Raw genomic sequence first — 16,439 nt, 5'->3', positions numbered from 1 at the left:
CTTGTCGATGTGTTCTGGAAAAGATCTTGATGAATTTTTCGCGCCTGCTCTGCTCGGTTGCGCTGCTGCTCAATACCTCACTGGCACTCGCCCAAGGCTTCAAAATCTCGGATATTCGAATCAACGGCCTGCAACGGGTCTCTGCGGGCAGCGTGTTCGGGGCATTACCCCTGAACGTCGGCGACGAAGCGGATGACCGGCGCCTGGTGGACTCGACCCGCGCGCTGTTCAAGACCGGTTACTTCCAGGACATCCAACTGAGCCGCGAAGGCGATGTGTTGATCATCAATGTAGTCGAGCGTCCTTCGGTTGCCAGTATCGAATTCGAGGGCAACAAGGCGATTGCCACCGATGACCTGATGAAAGGCATGAAGCAATCGGGCCTTGCCGAGGGCGAGATTTTCCAGCGCGCCACCCTGGAAGGGATACGCAACGAGTTGCAGCGCCAGTACGTTGCCCAGGGCCGGTACTCGGCGTCGGTCGACGCGCAGGTGGTGGCTCAGCCGCGTAACCGCGTGGGCTTGAAAATCAAGATCGACGAAGGTGAAGTGGCGTCGATCCAGCACATCAACGTGGTGGGCAACACGGTGTTCGCCGACGACGCCCTGATCGACCAGTTCACCCTCAAGACCAGCAACTGGCTGTCGTTTTTCAAGAACGACGACAAATACGCACGGGAGAAGCTGTCGGGCGACCTTGAACGCTTGCGCTCCTATTACCTGGACCGTGGCTATATCAACATGGATATCACCTCGACCCAGGTCTCGATGACCCCGGACAAAAAGCACGTCTACATCACCGTGAACATCCACGAAGGCCAGAAATACACGGTACGCGAGGTGAAGCTCAGTGGTGAGCTGAAAGTCCCGCAGGACCAGGTCCAGTCCTTGCTGCTGGTGCAGAAGGGCCAGGTGTTCTCACGCAAACTGATGACCACCACCTCGGAGCTGATTACCCGTCGCCTGGGCAACGAAGGCTACACGTTCGCCAACGTCAACGGCGTGCCGCAGGCCCACGATGAAGACCACACGGTTGACGTCACGTTCTCCGTCGACCCCGGTAAGCGGGCCTACGTCAACCGTATCAACTTCCGTGGCAATACCAAGACCGACGACAAGGTGCTGCGGCGGGAAATGCGCCAGATGGAAGGTGGCTGGGCGTCGACGTACCTGATCGACCAGTCCAAGGTGCGCCTGGAGCGCCTGGGGTTCTTCAAAGAGGTGAACGTCGAGACGCCTGCGGTGGCCGGCCTCGACGACCAACTGGATGTGAACTACGCCGTGGAAGAACAAGCGTCCGGTTCGATTACCGCCAGTGTCGGCTTTGCCCAGAGTTCGGGCCTGATCCTCGGCGGCTCGATCACCCAGAACAACTTCCTCGGCACCGGCAACTACGCCAGCCTGGGGCTGACCCGCTCGTCCTACCAGAGCAAGTACAACATCGGTTTCACCGATCCCTACTTCACCACCGACGGGGTGAGCCTGGGTTACAACGCGTTCTACAGCAAGACCGACTACAACAAGTACTACGATGACGGGGTGTCCTATTACGCCATCAATAGTTTTGGCCTGGGCGCCACCCTCGGTTACCCGATCAATGAAACCTCGCGTTTGAGCTTTGGCCTGACGGCGCAACACGACAGTATCGAACCGGGCACCTACAGCGCCGACGAGATCTACGACTTTATCGAGCGCGAAGGCAAGGAATTCACCAACTTCAAGGCCAACCTCGGCTGGTCGGAATCGACCTTGAACAAAGGCGTGCTGGCGACTCGCGGGCATTCGCAAAACCTCAACCTGATGGTGACGGTGCCCGGCAGCGACCTGAGTTTCTACAAAATCGACTACACGGGGCAGACGTTCCTGCCTGTCAGCAACAACACGTCACTGCGCTTTCACACCAAGCTCGGCTACGGCAGCGGCTACGGCTCCACGGACGGGCTGCCCTTCTATGAAACCTACACCGCCGGCGGCGAAGGCACGGTGCGCGGCTTTGAAAGCGGCACCCTCGGCCCGCGCAACACCCCGGCAACCGGTGCCTACGCCAGTGCCGGGCAGGCGTACTACTCGGACCGGGACACCGAATCGCTGGGCGGCAATATCCTGATAACAGGCGGCGCGGAGTACTTATTCCCGGTGCCGTTCATCAAAGACAACAAATCCGTGCGAACCTCGTTGTTCTGGGACGTGGGCACGGTGTATTCGGACAAGTGCTACCTCAGTACCACCCAAGGCTGCGGCAGCGTGGACCTGGGCCAGATGGCCAGTTCGGTGGGGGTTGGGGTGACGTGGTACAGCCCGCTGGGGCCGCTGAGTGTGAATTTGGCATACCCGATCCGCACGCCGGAGAACGCGGACAAGCAGGTGTTTCAGTTCTCCATGGGGCAGACGTTTTAAAGGGTGTGGCGTGTTGATGCGTTTCCCCCTTCTGGGAAAGGCCCTACACAAATACCGGACGTCTGGCGAAGCCGCGTTTATGTATTGTTTTTTATAAGGGAACTCTGCTGTCAAGCCTTGGTCGGCTGATGTGTGGATTTTCCTTTCACTACGCGGATAGATCGGATGAAACAGATGCCCTTCGTCGAGGCCAAGCCTGTTGCCGACAAAAAGCTGGCTTTGTTTGCACCCGTGTCAGCGCCATGGCGTTCAAGCGCAAGCCCGATGCACCTGCACGATTTTGCTGCCTGTCGGAATGTCGAATCAGGCGCGGTTTTTATTATCGCTTCCGGCCTGTCAGCCAAATCATTCCCCCTCGAAAAGTTTGCGCACGTGCCCATGATCACCATGAATGGCGCCATTTCGATGTTTATGAACACCGATATCAAGCCGAGTTTTTACGCTTGCACGGACAGAAGCTTTTCCAAACAGCAGCCGGATTTATTCAATTACGCCATGGCTGTCAGCCAAAGGGTCGCGCTATGGGAAGACCACGCGCAATCCTCCCATGCTCGTCCAACCGGGCAGCTCTACCCGCTGGCCAAGGCTCCAAAACCGTCGTGGATCGATGTGGCGCTCGGAAGATCAAAAGAGCTGGTTACTGATCACTCCTTGATCGCCTTTCGGAAACGGTCCATCGGGTTCAGCAAGGACATGAGCCAGGGCTTTTTTGATGCCCGAACCGTGGCCTACCTGGCCATCCAGCTGGCATTCCACGTCGGGTTCTCCAAGGTTTTCCTGGTGGGCGTCGACCTGGACGAAAAGTCGGGGAGGTTTTACGAAACGAAAAACTCCACAAACTCCCCCTGCGGGCTCGACCAACACTATTACACCCGCATACTGCCGTCGTTCGAGTTGATGTCCAAAAAGGTCATGGGGGATGACTTCATGGTTTACAACTTATCCGATATTTCGAAGATCCCGGACAGCGTCATTGCGCGTGTAACCGTTGCGGAAGTGGAAGCGATGCTCCAAAGGTCATGAAGCAAGAAGGGTTGACGCGAGCCCTTAGCGACTGCTGCCCTTTCACATACCTTTCACAGTCGAGCGTCTAGGGTTGACCCAGCTCCTGATGAACATCCCTTTAAGCCCGCACTCCCCATCGCGGGCTTTTCTTTGCCTGGGATTTAACCGTGTGAAACCAGGTCAGTGCCGGGCTTCTTGCATCTGCCTGCCGCTGCAACCTGGCCCCTATCAGGGCTTCTACGCCAAGGACAGCGAGCTCCGTGTCCGCCCCGTCCGCAGATTCTTTATTTAATCCTTCATCCATTCGTTCTTGATCCGGCACACCAAGGCGCACAGCGCCTTTTTTGTTGCCTTCGAAAAGAGGAAGCATCATGTCCGCAGTTGAGAAAGCAGCACCAGCAGTCACCACCCCGGCTATCGGCCAGGCCTACGGCGGCGGCTTCGTCACCGGCATCATCCGCGACCCGATGACCGGCAAGCGCTCTCTGCACATCACCGCCGGCGCGGCGCATGAGCTGGTCGGCAAGTGGGGCGAGTACGGCGAGAAGATCGAAGGCGCCGACAGTTTTACCGAAAGCCTGGCGAACACCCAGGCCATGGCGGCGGCAGGCAGTGAGCTGGCAGCGAACGTGCTGGCGCTGACTATCGGCGGACATGCCGACTGGGCTATCCCGGCGCGCGATGTCCAGGAGCTGCAATACCGCCACTTCAAGCCGACCACCGAAGAGAACTGGGAGAACTCGCGCAATGGTGACAACCCGCACAGCGAACCGGTAGGCCAGATGTATAGCGCCGAAGACCCGCTGCAAACCGTACACACCGCCTTCCAAGAAGGTGGCGCTGAAGCCTTCCGTGATACCTGGTACTGGAGCAGCTCGCAGCGCTCAGCCAACAACGCATTCTACATGTACTTCGGTGATGGCAATCAGAGCTACGTCGTCAAGTACTTCGAGCTCCGTGTCCGCCCCGTCCGCAGTGAATTTATCGATTAATTCGCTTATTTAATCCGGCCGCGTGCGGCCGGTTGCTTTGCTTATGGAGCTGTACCGCAATGGGAATGCACACCGATCTGTCGATCTACCGGTCGGCCATGGGCCTCTTACACATGGCAACCATCCTGACTCGCAATATCCCGCGAGACCTCAAGCAATCGCTGGGAAAGCGAGTGATCGACGAATGCATTGAGGTCGTGATGCTGATCGCCCGTGCAAACGCAACCCAGGACAAACGCCCGCACCTGACCCTGTTGGTCGAGAGGGTTCAAGTGGTCGAATTCCTGATGCGCCTATTCAAGGACAGCCGATTTATCAGTGTCGAACAGCATGCCAAGGCGATCGAGGTAACAGCCTCCGTCGGCAAGCAGGCCAACGCCTGGAAACGCTCTACCCCAACCGCGCCCGCTACCTGAAGGTTACGGCTTTCTGGTCTGTGCGAATTGAATCTGGTCGTGCCGCTGACCTGATAGGTCACCGCCATGCGCATCAGAGATACCGACGGTCTAAAGCGTCCGCGCAGGTCTCGCGCAGTTTCCTTGCTGATCGGCTTTGCCTTCGGCTCGGTGACGCAGATAGCACGATAGGTCGCAGCGCTCAGCCAACAACGCATTCAACATGAACTTCGATGATGGCAATCAGAACAACAACGACAAGAACAACGAGCTCCGTGTCCGCCCCGTCCGCAGATTCGACTTTGGGTCCCTACCCGTTTCAGGATCTGGTTCAGGCCTATTACGACTGCCGACGCACCAAGCGCAACAGCGACAGCGCGCTGGCCTTCGAGATCGACCTGGAGCGCAACCTGATCCAGCTGCACAACGACCTGGTCACCGGCAACTACCGGCCAGGCCGATCTATATGCTTCGTGGTTACCCGACCGAAAGCCCGCGAGGTGTGGGCGGCAGCCTTTCGGGACCGCGTCGTCCACCACCTGCTGTACAACCATGTGGCACCGCGCTTCTACGCCAGCTTCATAGCGGACAGTTGCGCATGCATTCCAGGGCGCGGCACGCTGTACGCCGCCACCCGGCTTGAGTCGAAGATACGGAGCGCCAGCGAGAATTGGTCAAAGCCACTTTTCTACCTCAAGTGCGACCTGGCCAACTTCTTCGTCGCCATCGACAAGGCGGTGCTGCGCAAGCAATTGGAGGCCAGGATCACCGAGCCCTGGTGGTTGGCCCTGGCTACGCAGATCCTCATGCACGACCCGCGTGAGGATTACGAGACCCGCAGCCCGGCGCACCTATTCAACCGGGTGCCGCAGCACAAGCGCCTGGTTGCACAGCCTGCACGCCTTGGCTTGCCGATCGGCAACCTGTCGTCGCAGTTCTTCGCCAACATCTACCTCGACGCACTGGACCAGTTCGCCAAGCACACGCTACTCGCCAAGCACTACATCCGGTATGTCGATGACTTCGTGTTCCTGCATGAGTCGCCGCAACAGCTCAACCAATGGCTGGCCCAGGTCGAAGCGTTCCTGCCCAGGCTCGGCGCCAAGCTCAACCCGACCAAAACGATCCTTCAACCGGTAGACCGCGGCGTCGACTTCGTTGGTCACGTCATCAAGCCCTGGCGACGAACCACCCGCAAGCGATCCTTGGCCCAGGCACTGAAGCGCACCGCCGCGGCGCCGGCCAAGGATCTGCGCGAGACAGCCAACAGCTACTTCGGCCTTCTCAGCCAGGCAAGCCACAGCCACGCAGACCGGGCAGCCCTTGCACGAGTCGTGCTGAAGCGCGGCAACAGCGTCAACGCCGCGCTAACCAAGACCTACCAGAAGAAGTAACCCCAACCCATATCAACGAATCACGCCAGCCGCCTTCGCCCTAACGCTTTTTGTTCGTATCGGGAATAAAGCTACCCAAGAAAAATACAGTCGCAGGCCCTATGAGCCAAGCGGCGGTCATTCCGGGACTGACTATTGGTACGACGATGGCTGTTGCAAACAGGCCTACCCCTGTCCATAGCCTCTTACGCGGCGTGAACCACTCGCGGAACGCTTCAAGCTTTTTACCGGGCATTACCACCTCCTTGTTTGATAAGCAGCAAAGCATATCACCCACTTAAACGAATCACGCCAGCCGGCGAGGATCCTCTATGAATACGTATCGACACACGTTCGCCGCGGTATGCCCGTCTGACGGCGAAACCATTGTTTATCGCCTTGAGTTGAAATCCTTGTCGATGATCCATGTCGAGCATATCCGGGCGGCCACAGCGCTGATTAAAAAAGGCTGGCATGAACAGATCGCCGATCGTCTTGCGGAATCCCTGGGCGGCGACCAAACCATCATTGCTACCCACCAGGGCGTCGAGATCGAAACAGTGAGGCTTAGCGGATGATCCATTACCACGGCACGCCTGTCGGCGGTAAGCGAGAGGATGCAGCAAAGTTCCTGGCCGGCCGGCACGCGCTGGTGCCGTTCCCGCGCAAGGACGATCTTGGGATCGTCGCCGATGTGTGCAAATCGTTTGTTTTCGATAACGGCGCGTTCACGGTATGGAAAAAGGGTGGGCAGGTTGATGTCGAGGGCTACACGCGATGGGTAGAAGACTGGCATCGACACCCCGGTTTCACTTGGGCACTCATTCCGGACGTCATCGACGGCGACGAAGAGGCCAACGACGACCTTGTTCGGCAGTGGCCAGAGGAGCTTCGCGGCGTACCTGTCTGGCACTTGCACGAATCGACTGAGCGCCTGCAGCGGTTAGCGAGGTGTTGGCGAACGGTTGAAGATTGAGGCCGCGCTCAATCGTGAGTCGGCGCCGGCAGCAGTGGCGGAATTTGCAGGACTCAAAGTGGTGCCTGACCCATCCCTACCACCTGGGCAGATCCGAATGTGCAACTGCAACCAAGGCCGCCTGCCCTGCACCTGTAAGACCAGCGCCTACGACGGCTTCGACAACGGCGTCGACTGAACACCAAATCCCGATAGGAGTACATCCGTACTCCATCCCGAAATTACCCAATCAATCCACCCGGCAACGGCGTGGCGAGGCATTCCCATGTCCAGAACAAACGCGGCACAGGCCGCAGCACCCGCGCCGCGCTTCATCCGGGCGTCGGCTGCACCCGCCTACCTCGGCATGTGCCGGGAAGAATTCAAGAACACCGTCCGGCCCCACGTCCGCGAATTCCCCATTGGAAAACAGGGCGTTGCCTTCGACCGTCATGAGCTGGACCAGTGGGCAGACGCCTACATCGAACGCATGGCAATTGAAAAGCAGACCGATCAGGACAACAATCCGCCCCGCAGTGGGCGCCAAGGAGAAAAACAATGGCGCGAAAAACAATGTCGGGCCTCTACCAGAGGAACGGGATTTGGCACATCGACAAAGTCGTCAGAGGTAGCCGACTTCAAGAAAGCACTGGAGCAAGCGAGAGGGAAGAAGCCGAGCAGTATTTGATTCATCGGCTGGAAAAGTTGCGGCAGGAAAAGATTTACGGCGTGCGCCAGGTGCGAACCTGGCGCGAGGCTGCCACCCGGTTCCTGGTCGAGTTCAAAGACCAGGCATCAATCGGCCTTTCTGCTTCCCACATCGAACAGCTCGACCCATACATCGGCGATCTGCCGATAACGCACATCGATGATGGGAGCCTGGCTACGTTCATTCGTGACCGGCAGCGGCCGAGCAAGACCGACAAAGGAAAGGTCAAGCCAGGCGTATCGAACAGGACGGTCAATATCGCCCTACAGCGAGTCGTCAGGATCTTGAACCTGTGCCACCGCAAGTGGCGCGATGCTGAAAAGCGGCCGTGGCTGGAGAGCGTGCCGATGATATCGATGCTTGAGGAAAAGAGGTCAGCCCGGAAACCCTACCCGATGTCCTGGGAAGAGCAGGCAATACTGTTTCCCGAGCTACCCGACCACTTGTTGAGGATGGCCCTTTACAAGGTAAACACCGGGTGCCGGGAGCAGGAAGTTTGCAAATTGCGGTGGGATTGGGAGATACGGGTGCCGGAACTGAACACCAGCGTGTTTCTGATACCTGCCGGATTCGGCGGGCGAAGTGACAAAGCAGGGGTGAAAAACGGCGATGAACGCTTGGTGATCCTGAACAGGGTGGCCATGAACATCATCGATAAGCAGCGAGGCCTGCATAAAGACCTGGTGTTCCCATACGGGCAACCGGATCAGTTCGGGCCAACGCCGATTGAACGGATGAACGATACGGCCTGGAGGAAAGCCAGGAAGCGTGCGGCGGACAAGTGGGAGAAAGCCCACCAGTCGCCGGCGCATCCCGGATTCAGGTCATTCAGGGTTCACGACTTGAAGCACACCTTTGGCAGAAGGCTACGTGCAGCAGGCGTGACAGAGGAAGATCGGAAGGCATTGCTTGGACATAGGAACGGCAGCATTACGAGCCACTATTCTACAGCGGAATTGCAGTACCTGATTGAGGCTGCAAACAAAGTGTCGGCAACCGACTCTCGCGGGCCAGCGCTGACCATCTTGAGGAGAAAAACGGGATGAGCCCCCGCAAAAGTCCCTACACGTAAAAAAGCCGAACTGGCTAGAGTTCGGCTAAGTCACTGAAAAATATGGTCGGGACGGAGTGATTCGAACACTCGACCCCTAGCACCCCATGCTAGTGCGCTACCGGACTGCGCTACGCCCCGACTAGGCGTGTTACTGGGTTAGCTTCGCAACGAAGCGATCAGGAATATACCGCAAGCTTTTGAAATGTGGAAGTATTTTAAAAGCCCGTATCACTTCTTCAAAACCACCAGCACATCTTCCAGTTCGGAGATCATCTGGCGGATCAGTTGCTTGTACTGGGTGGTGTCGTCTTTGGCTTCATCACCGGACATACGCTGGCGCGCGCCGCTGATGGTGAACCCCTGGTCATACAGCAACGCACGGATCTGTCGGATCATCAGCACATCCTGGCGCTGATAATACCGACGGTTCCCAGTGCGTTTGACGGGGTTGAGTTGAGGAAACTCCTGCTCCCAATAGCGCAGCACGTGCGGTTTTACCGCACAGAGCTCGCTGACTTCACCAATGGTGAAGTAGCGTTTGCCTGGGATGACGGGTAGCTCGTCGTTATGACTTGGTTCCAGCATAAGCCTCAACTCGGGCCTTCAACTTCTGCCCTGGACGAAAGGTGACCACACGGCGAGCCGTGATCGGGATTTCTTCTCCCGTTTTTGGATTGCGGCCAGGCCGCTGGCGTTTGTCCCGCAGATCAAAATTGCCGAAACCGGACAATTTGACCTGTTCGTTGTCTTCCAGAGCGTGTCTGATCTCTTCAAAAAACAGCTCGACCAATTCCTTGGCCTCGCGCTTGTTCAGACCCAACTCTTCGTACAGACGTTCCGCCATCTCAGCTTTCGTCAAAGCCCCCATACGTCACTTCCTTAACGTGGCGTTTAACCTTTGTTCGAGCGAGGTGAGGATATTTTGTGTCGTGGTATTCACCTCATCGTCATTAAGAGTGCGCGATGGATGCTGCCAGGTCAAGCCAACTGCAAGGCTTTTTCTATGCGGATCAATGCCTTTACCCTGATAGACGTCAAATAGCCTGAGGTCTGTCAGCCATTCCCCTGCATTTTCACGGATTACATCCAGAACGGCAGTAGCGGCGACTTCACGATCGGCGATCAGGGCCAGGTCGCGACGCACTTCAGGGAAGCGCGACAACTCGCTGAATTTAGGCATCTTGCCCGAGGCCACTTCGGCCAGGACCAGCTCGAAGACGAAGACCGGGCGGTCGAGCCCAAGGGTTTTCGACAGTTCCGGGTGGATGGCCCCGATGAAGCCCACCAGACGACCTTCGCGCTCGATACGCGCAGTCTGACCAGGGTGCAACGCCGGGTGGTTGCCTGGCACAAATGTGAAGTCGTCCAGTGCACCGGCAAAGCCCAGTACCGCTTCCACGTCCGCTTTAACGTCGAAGAAGTCCACGGCATCCCGGCCTTGCGCCCAGCCTTCCGGCAAGCGACTGCCGCAAACAACGCCGGCCAGCATTGGCTCTTGCTTCAGGCCGTCGAGTTGCCCGACAAACCGCAGGCCGCTTTCGAACATGCGCACGCGGTCTTGCTGACGGTTCAGGTTATGGGAAAGGGCTTTCACCAGGCCCGGCCACAGGGATGAACGCATGGCGGCCATGTCGTTGGAGATCGGATTGGCCAGCAACAGCGGCTCGACGCCCGGGTTGAACAGTTCGAACTGCTTCGGATCGATGAAGCTGTAGGTCACCGCTTCCTGATAGCCACGGGCAACCAGCAGACGGCGCAGCTCAGGCAGGTGCGCACGCGCTTCTGCCTTGGGTTGCGGTGCCAGGCGCGCTTGCGGGTAACGAACCGGCAGGCGGTTGTAACCGTACAGGCGAGCCAACTCTTCGATCAGATCGACTTCCAGGCTGATATCGAAGCGATGGCTTGGCACGTCAACATGCCACTGCCCTTCCCCACCCGCAGAAATGTTCAACCCGAGGGCCGACAACAATTGCTCGATTTCAGCCGGAGCGATGACCAGGCCAAGCATTTGCTCGACACTTTTGGCGCGCAGGGTGATCGGCGCAACGGACGGCAGATACTGTTCACTGACACTCTCAGTGATCGGGCCGGCTTCGCCACCGGTGATTTCCAGCAGCAGGCCAGTGGCGCGCTCCATGGCTTCACGGGCGAGCTTCCAGTCCACCCCGCGCTCATAGCGATGTGAGGCATCGGTGTGCAGGCCGTAGGAGCGGGCCTTGCCAGCGATGGCAATCTGGTCGAAGAACGCGCTTTCAAGGAATACATCGCGCGTGGTCGCGGACACACCGCTGTGCTCGCCCCCCATCACACCGGCAATCGCCAGGGCGCGGGAATGGTCAGCGATCACCAGGGTGTCGGCGCGCAGGCTGACTTCCTGGCCGTCGAGCAATACAAGCTTCTCGCCTTCTTCGGCCATGCGCACACGGATGCCGCCATTGATTTCGGCGAGATCGAAAGCGTGCAGCGGCTGGCCCAGCTCAAGCATCACGTAGTTGGTGATGTCAACGGCAGCGTCGATGCTACGCACGTCGGCGCGGCGCAGACGCTCAACCATCCACAACGGGGTTGGCTTGGACAGGTCAACGTTGCGGATCACGCGCCCCAGGTAGCGTGGGCAGGCGTTTGGTGCCAGTACTTCGATCGGACGCACTTCATCGTGGACCGCAGCCACTGCGGCAACCACTGGACGAGTGACTGGCGCGTTGTACAACGCGCCCACTTCACGTGCCAGGCCGGCCAGGGACAGGCAGTCGCCACGGTTCGGGGTCAGGTCGACCTCGATACTGGCGTCTTCCAGCTCCAGGTAGACACGAATGTCCTGGCCCACAGGTGCATCGGCCGGCAGCTCCATCAGGCCATCATTGCCCTCGCCTACTTGCAACTCCGCCTGGGAGCACAGCATGCCGTTGGACTCGACACCGCGTAGCTTGGCTTTCTTGATCTTGAAGTCGCCCGGCAGTTCGGCGCCGATCATGGCGAACGGGATCTTCAGGCCGGGGCGCACGTTAGGCGCTCCGCACACGACCTGGAAGGTTTCCGTGCCATTGCTGACCTGGCACACACGCAATTTGTCGGCATCGGGGTGTTGCTCGGTGCTCAGCACCTCACCCACGACTACGCCACTGAAAACACCGGCGGCCGGCGTAACGCTATCGACCTCAAGACCGGCCATCGACAGACGCGCAACCAACGCATCGCGATCTACCTGCGGGCTTACCCAGCCGCGCAGCCATTGTTCACTGAATTTCATCCTGCTCTCCTAAAGATTCGTTACGACTAGCGAAATTGCGCGAGGAACCGCAAGTCGTTGTCGAAGAACAGACGCAAGTCGTTCACGCCGTAACGCAGCATGGCCAGACGCTCAACGCCCATGCCGAAGGCAAAGCCCGAGAACTCTTCCGGATCGATCCCGGACATGCGCAGCACATTGGGGTGAACCATGCCGCAGCCCATCACTTCCAGCCAGCCAGTCTGCTTGCAGACGCGGCAGCCTTTACCGCTGCACATCACGCATTCCATGTCGACTTCTGCGGATGGCTCGGTGAACGGGAAGAATGATGGACGGAAACGCACCGCCAGCTCTTTCTCGAAGAACACTCGCAGGAACTCTTCGATGGTGCCCTTGAGGTCGGCGAAGTTGATGTCGCGATCAACCAGCAGGCCTTCGACCTGGTGGAACATCGGCGAGTGGGTGATATCGGAGTCGCTGCGGTACACACGGCCTGGGCAGACAATGCGGATCGGCGGCTTGTTCGCTTCCATGGTGCGGACCTGTACCGGGGAGGTATGGGTGCGCAACAGCATGTTTGCATTGAAATAGAAGGTGTCGTGCATCGACCGGGCCGGGTGATGGCCTGGGATGTTGAGCGCCTCGAAGTTGTGATAGTCGTCTTCGACCTCAGGGCCTTCGGCAATGCCGTAGCCGATATGGGTGAAGAACTGCTCGATACGTTCCAGAGTCCGGGTGATCGGATGCAGACCGCCCGAGGCCTGGCCACGACCAGGCAGGGTTACATCAATGGACTCGGCGGCGAGTTTGGCTGCGAGATCGGCCTCCTCCATGGTCGCCTTGCGCGCATTGAGCACCTCTGTGACACGCTCCTTGGCAACGTTGATCAGCGCGCCGAATTGCGGGCGCTCTTCAGCCGGCAAATTTCCCAGGGTCTTCATCACCTGAGTCAATTCACCCTTTTTGCCAAGGTAGTGAACCCGGATTTGCTCCAGGGCATTGATATCTTCAGCGCTTTGCACAGCCTCAAGAGCTTGAGCGACGAGCGCGTCCAGGTTTTCCATGTACAGACTCCAGATACAAAATAGGGGAAGAGCTTGAAGGCTCTTCCCCTATTTATGACGTTTACCACCTTGGGCTACAGGCGCAGCCCAGGGTGACTGTCGGGGGTACTTAAGCCAAGGTGGCTTTAGCTTTCTCGACAATCGCAGCAAACACCGCTTTTTCGTTCACGGCCAGTTCAGCCAGAACCTTACGGTCGATTTCGATGGACGCTTTTTTCAGGCCAGCGATGAAACGGCTGTAAGACAGACCGTTAACACGTGCACCAGCGTTGATACGAGCGATCCACAGAGCGCGGAACTGACGTTTTTTCTGACGACGGTCGCGGTAGGCGTATTGGCCTGCCTTGATTACCGCTTGCTTGGCAACACGGAATACGCGTGAACGCGCGCCGTAGTAGCCTTTAGCGAGTTTCAGAATTTTTTTGTGACGTTTACGGGCAATGACGCCACGCTTTACACGAGCCATGAGTTACTTCCTCTATTCTTGATCCAAAATTAACGAAGGCGCAGCATGCGCTCGACTTTTGCCACGTCAGACGGATGCAGCAAGCTGCTACCGCGCAGTTGACGCTTACGCTTGGTCGACATTTTGGTCAGGATGTGGCTCTTGAAAGCGTGCTTGTGCTTGATACCGTTAGCAGTTTTCAGAAACCGCTTAGCAGCACCACTTTTAGTCTTCATCTTTGGCATGTTCGGATACTCCGCATTCAGTTGATAAACATAATCAGAAGGCCTGCCGTGCCCTGTTGATTACTTCTTCTTTTTCGGGGCGATGACCATGATCAGCTGGCGTCCTTCCATCTTAGGATGCTGTTCGACCGAACCGTACTCGAGCAGGTCAGCTTCAACCCGCTTGAGGAGTTCCATCCCCAGCTCCTGGTGGGCCATCTCACGGCCGCGGAATCGCAAGGATACCTTGGCCCTGTCCCCATCACTCAGGAAACGTACCAGGTTGCGCAGTTTTACCTGGTAATCCCCTTCCTCCGTCCCTGGACGAAACTTGATTTCTTTTACTTGAATCTGCTTCTGGTTCTTCTTCGCCGCGGCAACCTGCTTCTTCTTTTCGAAGATCGACTTGCCGTAGTCCATCACCCGGCAAACGGGTGGGATTGCATCGGCGGAGATTTCCACCAGGTCCAACTTGGACTCTTCTGCAATACGAAGCGCTTCATCAATCGAGACGATGCCAATCTGCTCGCCGTCAGCGCCAATTAACCGAACCTCGCGTGCCGAGATATTCTCGTTGATCGGGGCTTTCGGTGCAGCTCGTTTATCTTGTCTCATTTCACGCTTAATAATAATTACTCCGAATCTGGGCGACCACGCCGGGAAACCGCTTGCGCGAGGAACTCAGCGAACTGGGCGACGGGCATCGAGCCCAGGTCAGCACCTTCACGAGTACGCACAGCGACAGTCTGCATCTCGACTTCCCGATCTCCGATAACCAAAAGATAGGGAACCTTGAGCAAAGTATGCTCGCGGATTTTAAAGCCGATCTTTTCATTTCTCAAGTCGGACTTGGCACGAAATCCGCTTTCGTTGAGAGTTTTTTCAACTTCAGCAGCAAAATCCGCCTGTTTATCAGTGATATTCATGATCACTGCCTGAGTCGGAGCCAGCCACGCAGGGAACGCACCCTCGTAGTGCTCGATCAGGATACCGACGAACCGTTCGAACGAGCCGAGGATCGCCCGGTGCAGCATAACCGGGTGTTTACGACTGTTATCTTCGGAGACGTATTCGGCTCCCAAACGGATCGGCAGGTTAAAATCGAGCTGCAAGGTACCACATTGCCAGACACGGCCAAGGCAATCTTTCAACGAGAACTCGATCTTCGGCCCGTAGAAGGCCCCCTCACCCGGCTGCAGATCGTACGCAAGGCCCGCACTGTCTAGCGCTGCGGCCAGGGCCGCTTCGGCGCGATCCCACAGTTCGTCGGAACCGACGCGTTTTTCCGGACGAGTGGACAGCTTCATCTCGACTTCGGTAAAGCCGAAATCACGATAAACGTCCATGGTCAGCTTGATGAACGCGGCGGATTCGGCCTGCATCTGCTCTTCGGTACAGAAGATGTGGGCGTCGTCCTGGGTGAAGCCGCGTACCCGCATGATGCCGTGCAACGCACCCGATGGCTCGTTACGGTGGCAGGCACCGAACTCGGCCAGGCGCATCGGCAACTCGCGATAGCTCTTCAGGCCTTGATTGAACACCTGCACGTGGCATGGGCAGTTCATCGGCTTGATGGCGTAGTCGCGGTTTTCCGACTGGGTGGTGAACATATTGTCGGCGTAGTTGGCCCAGTGCCCGGATTTCTCCCACAGGCTGCGATCAACGACCTGTGGGGTCTTGATCTCCAGGTAACCGTTGTCGCGCTGAACCTTGCGCATGTACTGCTCGAGCACCTGGTACAGGGTCCAGCCGTTCGGGTGCCAGAACACCATGCCCGGCGCTTCTTCCTGGAGGTGGAACAGGTTCAGGCGCTTGCCGATCTTGCGGTGGTCGCGTTTTTCGGCCTCCTCAATGCGCTGGATATAGGCGGCCAGCTGCTTCTTGTCAGCCCAGGCAGTACCGTAGATGCGTTGCAGCTGCTCGTTCTTCGCGTCGCCGCGCCAGTAGGCACCGGACAGCTTGGTCAGCTTGAAGGACTTGAGGAAGCGCGTGTTCGGCACGTGGGGACCACGGCACATATCGACGTATTCTTCGTGGTAGTACAGGCCCATGGCCTGCTCGTCCGGCATGTCTTCCACCAGGCGCAGCTTGTAGTCTTCGCCACGCGCAGTGAACACGTCGATCACTTCGGCGCGCGGAGTGACTTTCTTGATGACGTCGTAATCTTTTTCGATCAGGGCGTGCATGCGCTGTTCGATAGCGGCCAGATCGTCCGGGGTGAAAGGACGCTCGTAGGCGATATCGTAATAAAAGCCTTCGTCGATGACCGGGCCGATTACCATCTTCGCAGTCGGATACAGCTGCTTGACCGCATGGCCAATCAAGTGCGCGCAGGAGTGGCGAATGATCTCCAGCCCCTCTTGATCCTTGGGCGTGATGATTTGCAGGCTGGCATCGGAGGTGATCAGGTCGCTGGCGTCAACCAGCTTGCCATCGACCTTGCCGGCCACGGTGGCCTTGGCCAGGCCAGCACCAATGGATGCGGCGACCTCGGCTACGGAAACCGAATGATCGAATGAACGTTGACTGCCGTCGGGAAGAGTAATAGTTGGCATGGCGCCTCCTCTCCTAGTGGTGACCCCTACCAAAGGTCACGTG

The 16,439-nt window shown here is 57.8% G+C and carries 17 protein-coding genes and 1 tRNA gene; 9 read left to right on the top strand and 9 right to left on the bottom strand.

Translation table 11 applies throughout. The features are described 5' to 3' along the window. Positions 1-29: 29 nt before the first annotated feature. The 9 genes from bamA (at position 30) to Q8X51_RS21085 (ending at position 8,871) form a co-directional block, all read left to right on the top strand. A complete protein-coding gene (gene bamA, locus Q8X51_RS21125) occupies positions 30-2,396 on the top strand; it encodes an outer membrane protein assembly factor BamA (protein ID WP_065927272.1) in 2,367 nt (788 codons plus the stop codon). A 165-nt stretch (positions 2,397-2,561) separates the two neighbouring features. Continuing rightward, positions 2,562-3,419 carry a lipopolysaccharide biosynthesis protein gene (locus Q8X51_RS21120; RefSeq protein ID WP_407693503.1) on the top strand — a complete coding sequence of 286 codons (858 nt, stop codon included), beginning with the start codon at positions 2,562-2,564 and terminating at the stop codon, positions 3,417-3,419. 353 nt (positions 3,420-3,772) lie between these two features. Then, positions 3,773-4,393 carry a DUF1566 domain-containing protein gene (locus Q8X51_RS21115; protein WP_407693502.1) on the top strand — a complete coding sequence of 207 codons (621 nt, stop codon included), beginning with the start codon at positions 3,773-3,775 and terminating at the stop codon, positions 4,391-4,393. Between the two features lie 59 nt (positions 4,394-4,452). Next, positions 4,453-4,809 carry a four helix bundle protein gene (locus Q8X51_RS21110; RefSeq protein WP_065927269.1) on the top strand — a complete coding sequence of 119 codons (357 nt, stop codon included), beginning with the start codon at positions 4,453-4,455 and terminating at the stop codon, positions 4,807-4,809. A 212-nt stretch (positions 4,810-5,021) separates the two neighbouring features. After that, the gene (locus Q8X51_RS21105; protein ID WP_407693501.1) at positions 5,022-6,182 is read left to right on the top strand and encodes an RNA-directed DNA polymerase; all 1,161 of its coding nucleotides are present in this window, start codon (positions 5,022-5,024) and stop codon (positions 6,180-6,182) included. A gap of 311 nt (positions 6,183-6,493) precedes the next feature. Then, positions 6,494-6,739 carry a hypothetical protein gene (locus tag Q8X51_RS21100; protein ID WP_065927266.1) on the top strand — a complete coding sequence of 82 codons (246 nt, stop codon included), beginning with the start codon at positions 6,494-6,496 and terminating at the stop codon, positions 6,737-6,739. Next, positions 6,736-7,137 (top strand): hypothetical protein, encoded by a 402-nt coding sequence (locus tag Q8X51_RS21095; RefSeq protein WP_256097777.1) that lies wholly within the window; start codon positions 6,736-6,738, stop codon positions 7,135-7,137. Before Q8X51_RS21100 ends, Q8X51_RS21095 begins: the two co-directional genes overlap by 4 nt. Positions 7,138-7,402: 265 nt before the next feature. Further along, complete coding sequence (locus tag Q8X51_RS21090) at positions 7,403-7,804, top strand: hypothetical protein (RefSeq protein ID WP_256097776.1); 402 nt, start codon at positions 7,403-7,405, stop codon at positions 7,802-7,804. Next, on the top strand, positions 7,690-8,871 hold the full coding sequence (locus Q8X51_RS21085; RefSeq protein WP_256098191.1) for a tyrosine-type recombinase/integrase: 1,182 nt from the start codon (positions 7,690-7,692) through the stop codon (positions 8,869-8,871). Before Q8X51_RS21090 ends, Q8X51_RS21085 begins: the two co-directional genes overlap by 115 nt. Positions 8,872-8,940: 69 nt before the next feature. On the opposite strand, the gene Q8X51_RS21080 is transcribed toward Q8X51_RS21085, so the two are convergent. The 9 genes from Q8X51_RS21080 to thrS all read right to left on the bottom strand — a co-directional run bounded on the left by Q8X51_RS21080 (position 8,941) and on the right by thrS (position 16,396). Continuing rightward, positions 8,941-9,017 (bottom strand) — tRNA-Pro (locus Q8X51_RS21080). A gap of 90 nt (positions 9,018-9,107) precedes the next feature. Then, positions 9,108-9,464, bottom strand: a complete 357-nt coding sequence (locus Q8X51_RS21075; protein ID WP_003174972.1) for a MerR family transcriptional regulator — start codon at positions 9,462-9,464, stop codon at positions 9,108-9,110. Then, positions 9,445-9,747 (bottom strand): integration host factor subunit alpha, encoded by a 303-nt coding sequence (ihfA, locus tag Q8X51_RS21070; RefSeq protein ID WP_002553164.1) that lies wholly within the window; start codon positions 9,745-9,747, stop codon positions 9,445-9,447. Before ihfA ends, Q8X51_RS21075 begins: the two co-directional genes overlap by 20 nt. A gap of 3 nt (positions 9,748-9,750) precedes the next feature. Next, the gene (gene pheT, locus Q8X51_RS21065) at positions 9,751-12,129 is read right to left on the bottom strand and encodes a phenylalanine--tRNA ligase subunit beta (protein ID WP_407693500.1); all 2,379 of its coding nucleotides are present in this window, start codon (positions 12,127-12,129) and stop codon (positions 9,751-9,753) included. Positions 12,130-12,155: 26 nt separating this feature from the next. Then, positions 12,156-13,172 (bottom strand): phenylalanine--tRNA ligase subunit alpha, encoded by a 1,017-nt coding sequence (pheS, locus tag Q8X51_RS21060; RefSeq protein ID WP_065927263.1) that lies wholly within the window; start codon positions 13,170-13,172, stop codon positions 12,156-12,158. Positions 13,173-13,281: 109 nt separating this feature from the next. Then, entirely contained in the window at positions 13,282-13,638 is a 357-nt protein-coding gene (gene rplT, locus Q8X51_RS21055) for a 50S ribosomal protein L20 (protein WP_003174975.1), read from the bottom strand. A 29-nt stretch (positions 13,639-13,667) separates the two neighbouring features. After that, a complete protein-coding gene (gene rpmI / locus Q8X51_RS21050) occupies positions 13,668-13,862 on the bottom strand; it encodes a 50S ribosomal protein L35 (RefSeq protein ID WP_002553160.1) in 195 nt (64 codons plus the stop codon). A gap of 60 nt (positions 13,863-13,922) precedes the next feature. Further along, a complete protein-coding gene (gene infC / locus Q8X51_RS21045) occupies positions 13,923-14,474 on the bottom strand; it encodes a translation initiation factor IF-3 (protein ID WP_015884933.1) in 552 nt (183 codons plus the stop codon). Next, complete coding sequence (thrS, locus tag Q8X51_RS21040; protein ID WP_048719014.1) at positions 14,474-16,396, bottom strand: threonine--tRNA ligase; 1,923 nt, start codon at positions 16,394-16,396, stop codon at positions 14,474-14,476. Before thrS ends, infC begins: the two co-directional genes overlap by 1 nt. Positions 16,397-16,439: the final 43 nt, after the last annotated feature.

Origin of the sequence: Pseudomonas sp. Yb2C2 (assembly GCF_052112325.1) — a bacterium.
Lineage (GTDB): Bacteria > Pseudomonadota > Gammaproteobacteria > Pseudomonadales > Pseudomonadaceae > Aquipseudomonas > Aquipseudomonas marginalis.
This window is presented reverse-complemented; position numbering and strand designations above follow the sequence as displayed.